Here is a 15,463-nt window from a genome sequence, read left to right as displayed (position 1 = left end):
TCGCTCCGGGCGGCGTTTTCAGTTTCCGGTGGAGAGTGGGGTTACGCCGCCTTGGCGAACTGGCGGGCGATGTCGGCGATCAGCTGGCGCTGACGCGGCTTCAGACGGTCGATCAGGGACACCAGCTCCGCGCGTCGGGCCTCGGCCGTCTCGGCCAGGGTCGCGCGCGCCGCATCCTGCGCGGGGAACAGGTCGCCGATGTCGACGCCCAGCGCCTCGGCGATCCGCACCAGCATCGAAGCCGAGACGCGGTTCAGGCCACGCTCGTACTTCTGCACCTGCTGGAAGGTGACGCCGATCGCAGTGCCAAGATCGGTCTGGGTCATGCCCAGATTGGTGCGCTCGTCGCGGATGCGCGACCCGACGTGGATGTCGACCAGGTCGGGGCTCCGCCCGGTGTTTTCCTCGCCGGTTGCCCGGTTGTTCGCTGCTCGTCCCATGTGTTCGCCTCAGGCGTGCCTTGTCTGTCCAATGACAGTGGGATCGCACACCGATACCGCGAGCGGAACCTTCACTTTAGTTATAGAAAACCCAGCCTGATCAGAAGTGTGGCTTTCGCGAAACACGCGAAATTGAGGCCGAAAAGCGGCGCAACGTCCGCTCGAACTAGCGCACCTGCGCCCTGTGTCTCATCATCGCGTCGGCCAGCACGCAGGCCGCCATGGCTTCGACTACCGGCACGCCGCGCAGGGCCACGCAGGGGTCGTGCCGGCCCTTGGTCCGCAGGTCCGTTTCCTCGCCGTCGCGGGTGACCGTCTGGCGTAGCGTCAGGATCGAGGATGTCGGCTTGAAGGCGACACGCGCCGTCACCGGCTGGCCGGTCGAGATGCCGCCCAGAACGCCGCCCGCATGGTTGGACAGGAAGACCGGCTCGCCGTCGTCGCCCATCCGCATCTGGTCGGCATTGTCCTCGCCCGACAGCTCGGCCGCACCGAAGCCTGCGCCGATCTCGACGCCCTTCACGGCGTTTATCGACATCAGGGCCGCGGCCAGTTCGGCATCGAGCTTGCCATAGATCGGTGCGCCCCATCCGGCGGGCACGCCGGTCACCTCCAGCGCCACGACGGCGCCGATGGACGACCCGGCCTTGCGGACGCCATCCAGATACGCCTCCCACTCCGGCGCCACGGCGGTCGAGGCGGCGAACAGGGCGTTGTCATGGACGGCGCCGAAATCGATGGCGTCCGGCGCAATGCGATGGGGGCCCAGCTGGACCACCCCCGCACGGATGCGGATGCTCTCGCCCAGCACCTTGCGCGCCACGGCCCCGGCGGCGACCCGCATGGCGGTCTCACGCGCCGAGGAACGCCCGCCGCCGCGGTGATCCCGCACGCCGTACTTGGCCTGATAGGTGAAGTCGGCATGGCCCGGCCGATACGCCCGGGCGATCTCGCCATAGTCCTTCGAGCGCTGGTCCTCGTTCTCGATCAGGATCGAGATCGGCGTGCCGGTGGTGACCTGACCCGCGCCGTCGTCGAAGACGCCGGACAGGATGCGCGCTGTGTCGCTCTCCTGCCGCTGGGTGACGAAGCGACTGCCGCCGGGCTTGCGCTGGTCCAGCCACGGCTGAATGTCGGCCTCGGTCAGCGGGATGTTCGGGGGGCAGCCGTCGACCACGCAGCCGATAGCCGGCCCGTGGCTCTCGCCCCAGGTAGTCACGCGAAACAGATGGCCGAAGGTGTTGTGCGACATGTCGGCCTGTGGCTTAGGCCGCCAGCCGGTCCGGCGTCCAGACGCGGGTGAACCGAACCAGCAGATCCTCGGCCGCCGACGGGACGTCTTCCGAAGGGATCAGGTTCACGAACAGATGCCCCTGCGGATGCTTGCCACGTGCCGGCAGGCCCAGATCCTTCAGGCGCAGACGAAGGGGTTGCTGACCCGCCACGATCCAGGCCGAGCGCGGTCCGGCATGGGTCCGGATCTCCAGCCGCCCGCCGTCTTCCAGCAGACGCGTGGGGATCGGGCAGGTCATGTAGAGGTCGTCGCCCATGGCGGTCAGCGCTTCGTCTCCCTTGATCAGGACCGGGACCTGTAGCGGCGCGCCATCCTCGCCGGCGCCTTTCAGGCGTACCCGGTCACCCGAGCGAACTCCCTTGGGTAGCCGCACCTTGCCGGTCTTCGCTCCGACCGTCGCCGTGATCTGTCCGCCCTTCAGCGCCTGCTGCGGCGTGATGATGATCAGCGGATCGGACGGCTTCGGCATCCAGGGGGATGGGGCGGGGGCAGGGGGCGCGTCCGGCGTGCGAGCGGCAGGCTGATCGTCCCGCAACATGCGCCATGCCGCGATCACCTTGCGGAACCGCGCCTCGTCCCCGCCGGGGGCGTCCGGCCGGGCAGCCTTCACCGTCGCCCGGAATGCAGCCTTCAGCCCGGCCTCGTCCACCGGTCCGCTCAGCCCCAGAAGGGCCCGGGCCTCGGCGATGGAGGCGATTTCTGACGAAGGGCGTGCGCGCATGGACGACACCAAGCGCCCAACGTGGTGAAGACCGGCTTAACCGTGACAGCTCTCCCGTCCGCTTGTGGAAAGGTCTATGTGCGAACCATGACCGCGCCCGTGATCCCGCCCAGCCCCTCCCGCGAGGAGTACGCCGAGCAATACGCCGCCGCCCTGGCCGCCAACAGCGACGAGGCCGCCTTTGAGTGCGAGGAGCCTTACGGCCTGTTCGTCCAGTGGCTGGAGGACGCGAAGCGCTACGAGCCGAACGACGCCAACGCCATGGCGCTCGCCACCGTCGATGCGGCCGACATGCCCGACGTGCGGATGGTCCTGCTGAAGGATGTCGATCAGCGCGGCTTCACCTTCTATTCCAATCGCGAAAGCCAGAAGGGGCAGGCGCTGGACGCTCACCCGGTTGCGGCCCTGCTGTTCCACTGGAAGACGCTGCGGCGTCAGGTGCGGATCCGCGGCCGTGTCGAGCCGGTCAGCGCGGGGGAGGCCGACGTCTATTTCGCCAGCCGTGCGCGCGAGAGCCGGATCGGCGCCTGGGCCTCGGACCAATCCCGCCCGCTGGACGACCGCGCCGCGCTGGAGGCCGCCGTGGCGCGCGAGACCGAGCGGTTCGAGGGGCAGGACGTGCCGCGGCCCGAACACTGGATCGGCTGGCGGTTGATCCCGGATAGTGTGGAGTTCTGGCGCGACCGCCCGTTCCGTCTGCACGACCGCATGCGCTGGGACCGCGAGGGCGAGGGCTGGAGCCGGACCCGCCTGCAGCCCTGATCAGGCGCGGTGACGGGCGAGGAAGGTCTCGACCGCATCGCTCGCAACCGACTCGACCGACCGGCCGGCGCGGATCTCGTCTCCGGTCACGAGCGGGACGAAGAAGACGGGATGCTCCAGCATCCCCATCAACTGCCCGGCTGCCCAGGACGTTTTCCCGTTCAGGGGTTTGAGCGCGCCGCGCGCGATCTCGTCGTTGATGATGCCGATCAGGGTGCTGCCGAACTCGATGCGGCCCTTCTCGAAGAAGTGCAGGGCGGTATCGCGAAAACGCGGACGCTCGGCCATTACCAGGCGGAAGATCGCGCGCACGAAGGGGTCGCTCATGAAGCCGGCATAGGCGAGGGCGAAGCTGGTCAGCCTGTGGGCGACATCGCCTTCCTCGGCCCGGACCAGAGCCATCTTGTGGGCAAAGTCTTCGGCGGCGTTGTCGATGACGGCGGCGAACAGCTCGCGCTTGCCGGCGAACAGGGCGTAGAGCGTCGCTGTCGACACGCCCGCATCCCGCGCGATGGGCTCCATCTTGGTGCCGGCATAGCCTTCCGTGATGAAGGCGTCCCGCGCGTGCATCAGGACGGCGTGGCGCTTGGCCTCATGGATGGCCGCTTCGTCGGAAGAGCTGGACATCGTAATTCATTGCTCGTTGAGCCGTAACGTGCCGCCAGTCCCCGCCGGCGGCAAGTCCTCATTCCTGACGGCGACCGCCGGCCACGGCGACCAGCAGGGGGTGGGCGAGCACAGGCGCGGCCAGACGAACCACGGCCTGCGGGTCCTCCAGCCGGACCGCGGCCGTCGAATCCGCCACCACGAAGTCGGCATTGACGCGCGACGGCTCGGTGAGGCGTTCGTGTCCGGGACGCACCGTGGCGAGATACTGGGCCACGACGGAGTCCGCCGTCCGCCCCCGCTCGGCCTGATCGCGCAGCAGGCGGCGGATGAAGCGGATGTCGGCGGGCGTGTCGACGAATACCCGGATGTCGAACAGCGACACCAGATCGGGCGTGCAAAGCACATGGGTGCCCTCGACGATGACCACCTCGGTCGCCTTGACCGGCTCGCCGCCCGGCTCGCGGCCGTGGTGGATAAAGGAATAGAGCGGGGCGACGATGTCGCGTCCGGCCTTCAGTTCGGCCAGGTCGCGGATCATCAGATCGTGGTCGCGCGCCGACACGTCGTCGAAATCGAAGGTCGCCGCGTCGAAGTCCGGGAGGCTGGCGGCGTCCCGGTAGTAGGAGTCCTCGCGCAACAGCACCGCCGAACCCTCGGGCAGGGCGGTGACGAGCGCCTCGGCGAGCGTGCTTTTCCCGGAGCCGGAGCCCCCCGTGATGGCGATCAGGACAGTCATGCACGGCTTCTAGGGCGGCGCGGCGCATTCGGCCAGCCGGCACGGGGCAAGTTGCCGCAGAGGCCCCTTCCTCGCGCTTCCTTGACCCGGCGTCACGTTGCTTAACGCTGATCACGTGGATAGCGTGACCTCAAGCGCCTCGTTCAGCAGACGCAACACAAGGGATCGATATGCTCGGGTTGATGCAGGACTGGCCGCTGACGGTCGACAAGATCATTGATCATGCGAAGAACTGGCATGGTCATCGCGAGGTCGTGACGCGCTCGGTCGAGGGACCGATCGTCCGCACCACCTACGCCGAGATTCACGCCCGCGCGAAGCGGGTCTCCAGCGTTCTGAAGGACTGGAACATCCAGAAGGGCGACCGGGTCGCCACCCTTGCCTGGAACACCGGCCGCCACATGGAGGTCTGGTACGGCATAATGGGCATCGGGGCGGTGTGCCACACCCTGAACCCGCGCCTGTTCCCGGAACAGCTGATCTACATCATCAACCACGCCGAAGATAAGATCATCTTCGTCGACCTGACCTTCATCCCGCTGCTGGAAGCCATCCTGCCGCATTGCCCGACGGTCGAGCGGGTTGTGGTGATGACGGACGAGCTGACCATGCCGGCGACCAAGCTGCCGGGCGCCGAATGCTACGAGGCCCTGCTGTCGGGCGCCTCGGGCGACATCGCCTGGGGCGAGTTCGAGGAAAACACCGCCTGCGGCCTCTGCTACACCTCGGGCACGACGGGCAATCCGAAGGGCGTGCTGTACTCGCACCGCTCGAACTTCATCCACACCCTGCTGGGCATGCAGTCGACGGTGCTGGGCGCCTCGCCGCGCGAGGTCATCCTGCCGGTCGTGCCGATGTTCCACGCCAACGCCTGGGGCATCGCCTTCGCCGGCCCGGCGGGCGGCACCAAGCTGGTCATGCCGGGCGCGCGCATGGACGGCGCGGCCATCTACGAGCTGATCGAGAGCGAGGGCGTGACCTTCTCCGCCGCCGTGCCGACGGTCTGGCAGGGGCTGCTGACCCACCTTCGCGAGCACAAGCTGCAGATCCCGACCGTCAAGAAGGTCCTGATCGGCGGCTCGGCCGTGCCGGAGAGCCTGATCCGCGCCTTCAACGACGAGTTCGGCATCGAGGTGCTTCAGGGCTGGGGCATGACCGAGACCTCGCCCATCGGCACCCTGTCGAACATGACGCCGGAACTGGCCGCCCTGCCGTACGACGAGCAGATGAAGTGGCGCGTGAAGCAGGGCCAGCCGCCGCTGGGCGTCGAGCTGAAGCTCAAGAACTACGCCGGTCAGGAAATGCCCCACGACGGGCACACCTACGGTCGCCTGATGATCAAGGGCCCGACCATCTCCGGCGCCTACTTCAAGGGCGAGGGCGGCGAAATCCTCGACAACGAGGGCTTCTTCGACACCGGTGACGTCTCCACGATCGACGAGCAGGGCTTCATGCAGATCACCGACCGCGCCAAGGACGTGATCAAGTCCGGCGGCGAGTGGATCAGCTCAATCGAGATCGAGAACATCGCCGTTGGCCACCCCAAGGTCGAACTGGCCGCCGTCATTGGCGCAGCGCATCCCAAATGGGACGAGCGCCCGGTTTTGGTCATCAAGCTCAAACCCGGCGAGACCGAGGACAAGCAGGAGCATCTCGACTTCCTGCAAGGCAAGATCGCCAAATGGTGGATGCCGGACGATGTGGTCTTCGTGGACGACATCCCCCTGGGCGCCACCGGCAAGATCGACAAGAAGGTCGTGCGCGAGCGGCTGAAGGACTATCGTCTGCCTTCCACGGGAGGCTGATCACATGGCGAAACGGACGGCGGGCAGGGGCGCGGTCGAGGCGCTGGCGATGTTCGCCGCCGTTCCGGTGGTGCTGGTGGTGGCCTCGGCCCTCGCGGTCCGGGCACGCCTGCTGCCGGTCAGCATCGGCTACGATCTGCTGACCCTGCAGGTCGCGTGGTGGCTGTCCTTCCTCGCAGCCGCCGCCGGCCTGCTGGCGCTGATCCTCGCGGTGCGGAACTTCGGCAAGCTGGGTCTGGTCGCGCTGGTGGCGCTGGTGTTGGGCGTCGGCAGCCTGGCCGGCTTCGGCTGGCAGAAGGCCCGGCTGCTCTCAGGCCCCGGCGAGAACGTCTCCACCGATCTGAACGAGGTCCCGGGCTTCGGCCGCATGCGTTCAGACGCCGGCGGTGGAGCGGCTGTCGGCGCGGATGTCTGTCCGGGCGCGCGGCCGTTGATGAAACAGGTCGCACCTCAGGTCGCCGGTTGGGCGCTGGAACAGGCCGGTTTCCAGGTGCGCGGCACCGGGGTGGGGCGTGCGGACGGCAGCCGCGACAGCTTCTTCTTCGGCTTCACCCATGATGCGGTAATCCGCATCCGTCCCGGCCGCACCGATGTCCGTGTCGCCGCCCGCGATGGTCGCCCCCACGGCGGCGAGGCATGCCGCCTTGCGACCCGCATCAGCGAGGCCCTGCACACGGATGCCACAGCCGGTGGTTAATTTCTGACGATCCGTTCGCGGAAAGCGGGACTGTGGTTGCGCGTTCATCTCCCTCTGGCTACGCCTTGAAAACAGGGGAGTTCAAAGCATGAACGATATCGTCGACGATCACACGCCTGCGCCTGTCGAACCGGCAGGGCCGACCGGCGAAACACTGAAGTTCTCGTCCACGATCGCGCCCGGCGACTTCCTGTTGCTGAGCCTGAAGAACGGCTTGCTGAACATCATTACCCTGACCCTCTACCGGTTCTGGGGGAAGACGGAGGTCCGCCAGCGCATCTGGAAGGGCGTTCGGCTGAACAATGAGGCGTTCGAATACACCGGCCGGGGCATGGAGCTGTTCATCGGCTTCCTGCTGGCCTTGCTGGTGCTGGGCCTGCCGTTCCTGGTGATCGTCTTCGTGGTCCAGTTCATGGGGCCCGAGTACGCCTTCATGGTGATCATCCCCTTCTATCTGTTCTTCTTCTGGCTCTGGGGCTTCGGCGTCTTCACCGCCTTCCGCTACATGGCCAGTCGCACGACCTGGCGGGGGATCCGGTTCCAGCTGAAGGGATCGGCGGTCGAGTACGGATTCATCTACATCGGCATGGTTTTCCTCAGCGGCCTGACCCTTGGCTGGATGTGGCCCTGGGCCGAGCGCCTGCTGGCGTCGAAGATCTGGAGCGAGCTGCGCTTCGGTGATCGCAAGCTGCGTTTCCGTATGGAGCGGGCCGAGAGCGAGGGCGTGTACGGACCGTACGCGATCGGCTGGGTCGGCAGCATCGTCGGCTACATCCTGTTCGCGATCGTCATCGTCGCGATAACCTTCGGTATGAGGCACAGCCTGCCGTCCGAAACAGACCCGAACGCGATGCCGCCGATCGCCTTCATGCTCACCTTGTACGGACTGATGCTGCTCGCCGCGCCGTTCGCCCTGTTGATCTGGGCGCCCTACCACGCCGCCATCCTGCGCTCCGTCGCGGCGGGAGTGGGCATTGATCGCGCGGTGTTCAAGCTGAAGGTCAAGGCGATCCCGCTCTGGTGGCTGACGGTCACGAACCTCCTGGTGCTGCTGTTCACCGTCGGCTTCCTGATGCCGTGGGTGCAGGCCCGAACGGCCCGCTTCATCGTCGAGCGGCTGGAGTCGACCGGCGAAGCCGAACTGGCCGAGGCGCATCAGGCGGCTCGCGGTCCGGGCAGCGGCGAAGGACTTGCCGACGCCTTCGGCTTCTCGGCGATCTGATCCCGTGGCGGCGCGCTTCTATGACGGTCACTCCGCCCGATCCCATCCGGCGGATGTCGTTCTCATCGGCGATATGCTGGAGATCAACGCCGACAGCCGAACGATCCGCTGGAAGCTGCGCGAGCTCTCGGTCCAGATCGAGGGAGACGACGCCCGTGTCTCTTCCCGCAAGGATCGCGATGCCCGTCTGGTCATGTCGGACGATGACTGGGCGCGTCTGGCGGGCGATCGACTGGACGATCAGAAGGCCGCCCGTCGCCGCAGGGAGATCTGGCTTGTCGGTGGTCTGACGGCGGCGGCGGCGGGGATCGTCCTGTTCGTCACCGTCGGCGTTCCGGCCCTCGCCAAACCGATCGCCAAGGCTACGCCGATCGGCCTCGAAGAGCAGATGGGCCGCAATTTCGATGCCCAGATCGGCGCGGTCTTCCCGCGTTGCGAAGGCGAGGCCGGGCAGAGGGTGCTCGCCGATCTCGGCCATCGGCTGGCCGCCCGGGCGGATACGCCCTTCGACATCCGCGTCCGCGCCGTCGAGGCGCCGATGATCAACGCTTTCGCCCTGCCGGGTGGTCCGGTGATGGTGACGGACGATCTGATCGCCGCGGCTGAAACGCCCGACGAACTGGCCGCCGTGATCGCCCATGAGATTTCCCACGTCGAGCAACGCCATGTGATGCAGGCCGTCTGGCGGGATTTCGGCATCGGCATGTTGCTGGACGCCGTCGTCGGCGGCGGCACGGGGGCGGGTCAGCAGGCGGTGATCCTTGCGGGTCAGGCCTCGTCGCTCAGCTACGACCGGGCCGCCGAGCGCGAGGCGGACGCCCGCGGGCAGGCCCTTCTGCACGCCGAGGGACTGTCCTCGGAAGGCATGGCGGCCTTCTTCGAACGACTGGGCAAGATGGAAGGCTCCGGCGCCCTGACCGAGGCGACCGAGTTCCTGAACACCCATCCGGACAGCGGGCGGCGCGCCCGTGCGGCGCGCGCGATCCAGCGGCCGGGCGCCGCTGCGCTCACGGCCGAGGAGTGGGCCACGGTCAAGGCGACGTGTTCAGCCCGTTCGGACGGGCCGATAGATCGCCTGCAACGTCGGTTCCGGCTCGGCGACCGCCAGTCCACGGCGGACCAGGGCGATCAGGTGCGCCCAGACTGACAGCGAGGCGGCCGGCCACAGCCGCTGGTCCACGGCGGCGTAAAGAACAGGCACCATCTGCGCGATCGTCGTGTCGCCGGCTCCCAGACGCTCCATGACCTGCGCCTCGCGCGCCAGGCGGTGGGCCCGGTAGGCCTCCAGGAATGGTCCGGGATCGGTCACCGGCGCGCCGTGCGTCGGCCACAGGATGCTGAAGTTCCGGGCGATCACCGCGTCCAGACTGTCCATGTAGTCGGCCATGTCGCCGTCGGGCGGAGCCACCACCGTCGTGGACCAGCCCATCACATGATCGCCGCAGAACAGGGCGTTCTCGTCCTTCAGGACAAACGCCATGTGGTTGGAGGCGTGCCCCGGCGTGGCCATCGCCTCGATCGTCCAGTCATCGCCTTCGATGACTTCGCCGCCGGTCAGGATGACATCGGGTGCGAAGGTGTCGTCCTCGTCCTCATCCAGTCCTCCTGACGCATGGATCGTGCGAAGGGGCGGGCGGGCGGCGAGGATCGGTGCGCCACCGACGGCCTCGGCGAACGGGCGGGCGAGGGGGGCGTGGTCCCGGTGCGTGTGGGTGACCAGCACGTGGCTGACGCTCTGGCCTGACACCGCCGCGAGAAGAGCGGTCAGATGCGCTTCGTCCAGCGGCCCCGGATCGATCACGGCGACCGATGCGCCGGGCGTCGTCCCGCCGACGATGTAGGTGCCCGTGCCAGTGAAGGTGAAGGGGCCCGGATTGTTGGCGATGACCCGGCGGATCAGGGGCGAGACTGCGTCGCAGCGCCCGTACTCGAAATCGAACTCGCGAACGAAAGGGATCACGCACAGTCTCCGCGGCCCGAACCTTGCGTTAGGATTTTGTAAACCTTTCGCGGGACCCTCGACATGGCTGCTTCCATCGCCTTGGCTGTTTCAAATCGGCTCCAGCCTATCGCGGCGGCCTTCCTGTGTCTCATGGCGGTGCAACTGGCCGTCGCCTCGTGCACGCCTGAACCGGCCCCCTACGCCGCGCGCGTGTCCATCATCCGCTGACGATCACAGTGGAACGCGGCCTAGGTCGTATCCGGCCTCCGCAGCCGCGCTTCTGAGGCTTTCGGGGTCGTCGCCGGCCGCGCTGCGCGCCATCGCCCATGCCGCGGCCGACCGCATTCCGGAACGACAGAACAGGACGGTCGGCTCCCCGTCCCCCAGCGCCGCTCCCACCGCGTCGACCTGCGCCGGGGCCGGCAGGCCGGAGATCGGGATCCAGACATAGTCCAGCCCCGCCGCACGGGCCGCCGCCTCGACCTCGACCGAGGCAGGCTGGCCCGGATCCTCGCCGTCGGGTCGATTGTTGATCACCCGCTTCAGCCCGGCCTGCGCCAGCGCCTCCATCGCCTCGGGCGGGAGTTGGGGCGAAGTCCATACGGTGGGGGAAAGCGGGCGCAAGATTACTGTCTCCGGACGCGAACGGCGCGGCTGTTGCCGACGGTGAGCAGGAAGCTGCCGAGCGACGCCTTGCGCACCCGCACCTCCTGACCGGCGCGGTTCTGGAACCGCACGGGGTCGCTGTCGATCTGGCGCCACACACTCCCGTCCGCAAGACGGAAGACCCAGCGATTTTCCGCCAGTTGCGATGCGCTCTGCAGGCTCGTCTCGATCGACTCGATTTCGGCCTGTGGCGCGCCGCTGAACAGCCGGGGCAGTGTCGGGACCTCGAAGCCGAACAGCTGTCGGCGGGTCTCTTCCGCCTGCGCCCGGTCGATCACGACCAGATCGCCCTGCCTCTCGGCGGTATCGATGGCGCCCGCGGCCGCGTCGTAACAGGCGAGTCGCTCGGCGCCCTCGGAAATAGAGCGGCAGGCCATCAATCGCGTCAGGGTTTCAGGCCTTCCCTGCGGTTCGACCCGTTCCTGTCCCGCTGGAGCGGCTGCGATCATGATTGCTGCGACATGGCTGATCAGAGGCATGAAACTTCCTGAACTTTGTCCGAACGCGGAAATTCGGTCCGGTTGAAACGGTTACGCGGGGAGAACTCGTCAAGCATTCGCTGCACGTTCGTTACCTTATCGTGGCTTAAATACGACAGTTTCGTCATCCGAGGATTACAGGCCTGTAATTGTGCTGGCGAAAGCTCCGAACGGGCGCCTAACGTGCGGCAACTGCAGTTGGGATTCCAGCTGCGGGGGAAGGGAATATTCCAACCAAAGGCCGCAGCGACCGCCCAATGCAGACGGTCGACGCACATCAGGAGACTAACCTTTGAGAAACCAGAAGATCCGCAACAGGCTGCTGGCGACCACGATGATCGGCGGTTTCGCCGCTCTCGCGTTCGCAGCTCCCGCGGTCGCCCAGGATGCTTCGCAAGAGGCGCGCCTGGACGAAGTGGTGGTGACCGGTTCGCGCATTCCGCAGACCAACCTCGTGACCACCAGCCCGGTGACGCAGGTCACGGGTCAGGACATCGACGTCGCGGGTGTGACCCGCGTCGAAGACCTGGTCGCTCAGCTGCCGCAGGCCTTCGCCGCGCAGAACTCGACTGTTTCGAACGGCGCCTCGGGCACCGCGACGGTCTCGCTGCGTAACCTCGGCTCGTCGCGCACCCTGGTGCTGATCGACGGCCGCCGCATGGGTTACGGCTCGCCCAACGACGACGCCGCCGACCTGAACCAGATCCCGGAGCAACTCGTCGAACGCGTTGAAGTCCTGACCGGCGGCGCCTCGGCCGTGTACGGTTCGGACGCTGTCGCCGGCGTCGTGAACTTCATCATGAAGCGCGACTTCGAAGGTATCCAGATCGACGCCCAGTACGGCTTCTACCAGCACACCAACGACTATGACGATCGTGGCAACCTGCGCTCGGTCATCGCTGCCCGCGCCGCCGCCAACCCGTCGCAGTTCCGGCTGCCGGACGATGACGTGGTCGACGGCGAGTCGAAGTCGATCAACATCACCATGGGCGTCTCGACGCCTGACGGCCGCGGTAACCTGATGGCCTATGCCGGCTATCGGAACAACAATCCGATCCTCGGCGCCAACCGCGATTACTCGTCCTGCTCGATCGCTGCTCCGGCTGCCGCGACCCCCAGCTCGTTCACCTGCGGTGGTTCGGGTACCGGTATCCCGGGTCAGTTCATCGCCCTGGACGCTGCTGGCACCCCGGCCTTCACCATCGGCGGCACGACCGGTGTCGGCACCGGTACCTTCACGCCCTACAGCGCTGCTGCCGGCGCCTACAACTTCGGTCCGCTGAACTACTTCCAGCGTCCGGACGAGCGCTACACCCTGGGCGCCTTCGGTAGCTACCAGGTCAACGACAAGGTCGAGGCCTTCGCCCAGCTGATGTTCTCGGACTACCAGTCGGTGGCCCAGATCGCTCCGTCGGGCGCCTTCCTCGGTCCGGTCCGCACCCTGAGCTGCTCGAACCCGATGCTCTCGGCCCAGCAGCGCACCGCTGCCGGCTGTACCGGCCCGGGTGACACGGTCGACCTGCTGATCGGTCGTCGTAACGCTGAAGGCGGTGGCCGTCAGGACTCGATCAACTACACCTCGTACCGCGGTGTGGTCGGCGTTCGTGGCGAGATCACGAGCGGCTGGAACTACGACGTGGCCGCGCAATTCTCGCGCGTTCGCCTGGCTCGTACGTACCTGAACGACTTCTCGAACACCCGCCTGGACCGCGCGCTCGACGTCATCAGCGTTGGCGGCGTCGCCACCTGCCGTTCGGCCGCTACGGTTGCTCAAGGCGGCACGGGCGAGGACGGCAACTGCGTTCCGTACAACATCTTCGCCCCGGGCGGCGTGACGCAGGCTGCGCTCGACTACCTGCAGATCCCGCTGATCCAGACCGGCGAAACGACCCAGCAGGTCGTGACCGCCGCGATCACCGGCGACACGGGCTGGTCGCTGCCGACCTCGTCGCGCACGCTGCAGGTCGCCTTCGGCGCCGAGTATCGTCGTGACGCCCTGGGTTCGGTCACCGACAACGCCTTCGCCACCGGCGACGGCGCTGGTCAGGGCGGCCCGACCATCGGCTTCTCGGGTGACACCGACGTGGCCGAAGTGTTCGGCGAGTTCCAGCTGCCGCTGGCCGACGATCAGCCGTGGGCCTACTCGGCCTCGCTGGACGGCGCTTACCGTCGTTCGGAGTACCAGAACTTCGGCGCCGATACCTACAAGCTGGGTCTCGACTACGCGCCAATCGAGGACATCCGCTTCCGCGCCAGCTACTCGCGCGCTGTGCGGGCTCCGAACGTCATCGAGCTGTTCACCGCCCAAGGCCTGAACCTGTTCGACATGGACTACGATCCCTGCGACACGCCGCGTCGTGCCGCCGAGAACGCCGGTCCTCCGCCGGCCTCCTGCTTCGGCGGCAACCCGTGGCAAGTGGATTCGATCAAATCGAACAGCGGCCTGCTGACGTCCCAGTCGAACCAGCACAACTTCCTGCAGGGCGGTGATCCGAACCTCGAGCCGGAAGAAGCCGACACCTACACCTTCGGCTTCGTTGTGACCCCGTCGTTCCTGCCGCGGTTCAACTTCTCGGTCGACTACTACAAGATCAAGGTGGACAACCTGATCGGTCAGATCGGTGCGCAGAACATCCTCGATGCCTGCTACAGCGCCGGCAACGCCCAGTCGTGTAGCCTGATCGTTCGCGATCCGGTGACTGGCGCGCTGTGGTCTGACGCCGGACGCGTGATCGACCTGAACACCAACATCGGTGGTGTTGAAACCTCGGGTGTCGACATCAACGCCAACTACGGCGTGGATCTGGAAGACTGGGGCGCCGGTGCTTACGGCTCGCTGGCCTTCTCGTTCGTCGGCACCTGGCTGGAGTCGCTGCAGACCGACACGGGTCTGGGCTTCGCCAACTCGGTCTATGACTGCACGGGCTACTACGCCAACCAGTGCGGCGTTCCGAACCCGGAATGGCGTCACCGCGCTCGCATGACCTGGGTCACGCCGTGGAACGTCGACGTCTCGGGTACGTGGCGTCACTACGGTGAAGTCGAAGTCGCCGTCCTCGGCGCCGACGGCAGCTTGGGCAACGCCCCGGCCGCTCGTCTCGACCGCACCCTGGACAGCCAGAACTATCTGGACCTGGCCGCGACCTGGCAGATGCGTGACAATGTCACCTTCCGCGCTGGCGTGAACAACGTCCTGGATAGCGATCCGCCGCTGTCGTACAGCGTCGGCACGACCGGTAACAACAACACCTACCCGCAGCTGTACGATGCGATGGGTCGGTACATGTTCTTCGGCATCACGGCTAACTTCTAGGCCCTGATCGAAGAGACAATCGGGGCGGCGGATCTTCGGGTCCGCCGCCCTTTTTGTTATTTGCACGCCATCTAAAAACCATTCGACCGTTCAAGCGTTGCTGCAGCCATTCGGCTCTTCGCGCCTCTTCCGGAGTTTCCATGTTCGCCAGTCTCGCCGCCGCCCTCCTGTTGACCCACGCACCGCTTCCGCAGCAACAGGACGGCCCCATCGTGACGGCGGGCCCGACGGAGACCGCGGACGCACAGCGGGTGCGCGAGGCGGTGGCCTACGCCAACCCGCTGCCACGCGGCGCGCCGGAAGCCGACTATCCGCTGGTGGCGTGGTGCGAGGCTCTGGTGAACGGCCACATCGCGCTGGGCGAGACGCTGACCAACCGCGACGATCTGGATACCGAGATCATGCGTCTCGGCCGGCTCGAGGCCACCGACTTCCGCGGCGCTCTCATGGCGGGTCAGTCGCGCCAGACGGCAGCGACGCTCGCCGCCGCCCGCGCCGCTGCAGCCGAAGCCACGGCCAAATGGACGCCGCTGATGGATCAGGATCAGGCGACCAAGAGCCAGGCCTTCGGCCTGTTCTTCGGCTTGCCGGGCCGGTGCGAACATGCCGCCCGCCGTGTCCGTGAGAACATCACCACCCCGCCGGTCACCCCGGCTGAAGTGGGACTGGAGTAGGTACCCGACCTGCTCATCCCCGCGAAGGCGGGGACCCAGTACATACGGTCGTCGGCGGAGGCGTTCCGCAGCGCGCTTCGGATGGCTTGTGTCTGACCTGACC

General features: G+C 67.0%; 16 protein-coding genes. 8 read left to right on the top strand and 8 right to left on the bottom strand.

Annotated features, from left to right (window positions below):
* Window positions 1-41: 41 nt before the first annotated feature.
* From ABDZ95_RS08300 to ABDZ95_RS08290, 3 genes are all read right to left on the bottom strand, one after another.
* On the bottom strand, window positions 42-440 hold the full coding sequence (locus ABDZ95_RS08300) for a helix-turn-helix domain-containing protein (RefSeq protein ID WP_343792598.1): 399 nt from the start codon (window positions 438-440) through the stop codon (window positions 42-44).
* Window positions 441-606: 166 nt separating this feature from the next.
* On the bottom strand, window positions 607-1,692 hold the full coding sequence (gene aroC, locus ABDZ95_RS08295) for a chorismate synthase (protein ID WP_343792596.1): 1,086 nt from the start codon (window positions 1,690-1,692) through the stop codon (window positions 607-609).
* A 13-nt stretch (window positions 1,693-1,705) separates the two neighbouring features.
* A complete protein-coding gene (locus ABDZ95_RS08290) occupies window positions 1,706-2,455 on the bottom strand; it encodes a DnaJ C-terminal domain-containing protein (protein ID WP_343792594.1) in 750 nt (249 codons plus the stop codon).
* A gap of 87 nt (window positions 2,456-2,542) precedes the next feature.
* Between ABDZ95_RS08290 and pdxH the strand changes: the two genes are divergently transcribed.
* A complete protein-coding gene (gene pdxH / locus ABDZ95_RS08285; RefSeq protein ID WP_343792591.1) occupies window positions 2,543-3,217 on the top strand; it encodes a pyridoxamine 5'-phosphate oxidase in 675 nt (224 codons plus the stop codon).
* On the opposite strand, the gene ABDZ95_RS08280 is transcribed toward pdxH, so the two are convergent.
* Together ABDZ95_RS08280 and udk are read right to left on the bottom strand one after the other, a co-directional pair.
* Window positions 3,218-3,844 carry a TetR/AcrR family transcriptional regulator gene (locus ABDZ95_RS08280; RefSeq protein ID WP_343792589.1) on the bottom strand — a complete coding sequence of 209 codons (627 nt, stop codon included), beginning with the start codon at window positions 3,842-3,844 and terminating at the stop codon, window positions 3,218-3,220.
* A gap of 58 nt (window positions 3,845-3,902) precedes the next feature.
* Window positions 3,903-4,562, bottom strand: coding sequence for a uridine kinase (gene udk, locus ABDZ95_RS08275; RefSeq protein ID WP_343792587.1), 660 nt, complete (start codon window positions 4,560-4,562; stop codon window positions 3,903-3,905).
* A 170-nt stretch (window positions 4,563-4,732) separates the two neighbouring features.
* On the opposite strand from udk, the gene ABDZ95_RS08270 reads away from it, so the two are divergent.
* From ABDZ95_RS08270 to ABDZ95_RS08255, 4 genes are all read left to right on the top strand, one after another.
* Window positions 4,733-6,367 (top strand): long-chain-fatty-acid--CoA ligase, encoded by a 1,635-nt coding sequence (locus tag ABDZ95_RS08270; protein WP_343792585.1) that lies wholly within the window; start codon window positions 4,733-4,735, stop codon window positions 6,365-6,367.
* A gap of 4 nt (window positions 6,368-6,371) precedes the next feature.
* Window positions 6,372-7,064 carry a DUF1499 domain-containing protein gene (locus tag ABDZ95_RS08265; protein ID WP_343792583.1) on the top strand — a complete coding sequence of 231 codons (693 nt, stop codon included), beginning with the start codon at window positions 6,372-6,374 and terminating at the stop codon, window positions 7,062-7,064.
* An 88-nt stretch (window positions 7,065-7,152) separates the two neighbouring features.
* Entirely contained in the window at window positions 7,153-8,286 is a 1,134-nt protein-coding gene (locus tag ABDZ95_RS08260; RefSeq protein WP_343792581.1) for a DUF898 family protein, read from the top strand.
* Between the two features lie 4 nt (window positions 8,287-8,290).
* Entirely contained in the window at window positions 8,291-9,433 is a 1,143-nt protein-coding gene (locus ABDZ95_RS08255; protein ID WP_343792579.1) for a M48 family metallopeptidase, read from the top strand.
* Here ABDZ95_RS08255 and ABDZ95_RS08250 read toward each other — a convergent pair.
* Window positions 9,332-10,246, bottom strand: a complete 915-nt coding sequence (locus tag ABDZ95_RS08250; RefSeq protein WP_343792577.1) for an MBL fold metallo-hydrolase — start codon at window positions 10,244-10,246, stop codon at window positions 9,332-9,334. The two genes, ABDZ95_RS08255 and ABDZ95_RS08250, sit on opposite strands and share 102 nt — an antisense overlap.
* 63 nt (window positions 10,247-10,309) lie before the next feature.
* Here ABDZ95_RS08250 and ABDZ95_RS08245 point away from each other — a divergent pair, with 63 nt between their 5' ends.
* On the top strand, window positions 10,310-10,456 hold the full coding sequence (locus ABDZ95_RS08245; protein ID WP_343792574.1) for a hypothetical protein: 147 nt from the start codon (window positions 10,310-10,312) through the stop codon (window positions 10,454-10,456).
* 3 nt (window positions 10,457-10,459) lie between these two features.
* Here the strand turns inward: ABDZ95_RS08245 and ABDZ95_RS08240 are convergent, their stop codons facing one another.
* Both ABDZ95_RS08240 and ABDZ95_RS08235 read right to left on the bottom strand, forming a co-directional pair.
* Window positions 10,460-10,852, bottom strand: a complete 393-nt coding sequence (locus tag ABDZ95_RS08240; protein ID WP_343792572.1) for a protein tyrosine phosphatase family protein — start codon at window positions 10,850-10,852, stop codon at window positions 10,460-10,462.
* A 2-nt stretch (window positions 10,853-10,854) separates the two neighbouring features.
* Window positions 10,855-11,373, bottom strand: coding sequence for a hypothetical protein (locus ABDZ95_RS08235; protein ID WP_343792570.1), 519 nt, complete (start codon window positions 11,371-11,373; stop codon window positions 10,855-10,857).
* Window positions 11,374-11,665: 292 nt separating this feature from the next.
* Here ABDZ95_RS08235 and ABDZ95_RS08230 point away from each other — a divergent pair, with 292 nt between their 5' ends.
* Window positions 11,666-14,686, top strand: a complete 3,021-nt coding sequence (locus ABDZ95_RS08230; protein ID WP_343792568.1) for a TonB-dependent receptor plug domain-containing protein — start codon at window positions 11,666-11,668, stop codon at window positions 14,684-14,686.
* A 140-nt stretch (window positions 14,687-14,826) separates the two neighbouring features.
* Window positions 14,827-15,360, top strand: a complete 534-nt coding sequence (locus tag ABDZ95_RS08225; protein WP_343792566.1) for a hypothetical protein — start codon at window positions 14,827-14,829, stop codon at window positions 15,358-15,360.
* Window positions 15,361-15,463: the final 103 nt, after the last annotated feature.

The organism is Brevundimonas kwangchunensis, assembly GCF_039523815.1.
Classification (GTDB): Bacteria; Pseudomonadota; Alphaproteobacteria; order Caulobacterales; family Caulobacteraceae; genus Brevundimonas; species Brevundimonas kwangchunensis.
The sequence above is the reverse complement of the archived record's forward strand: the minus strand, read 5'-3'. Positions and strand labels throughout refer to the sequence as shown.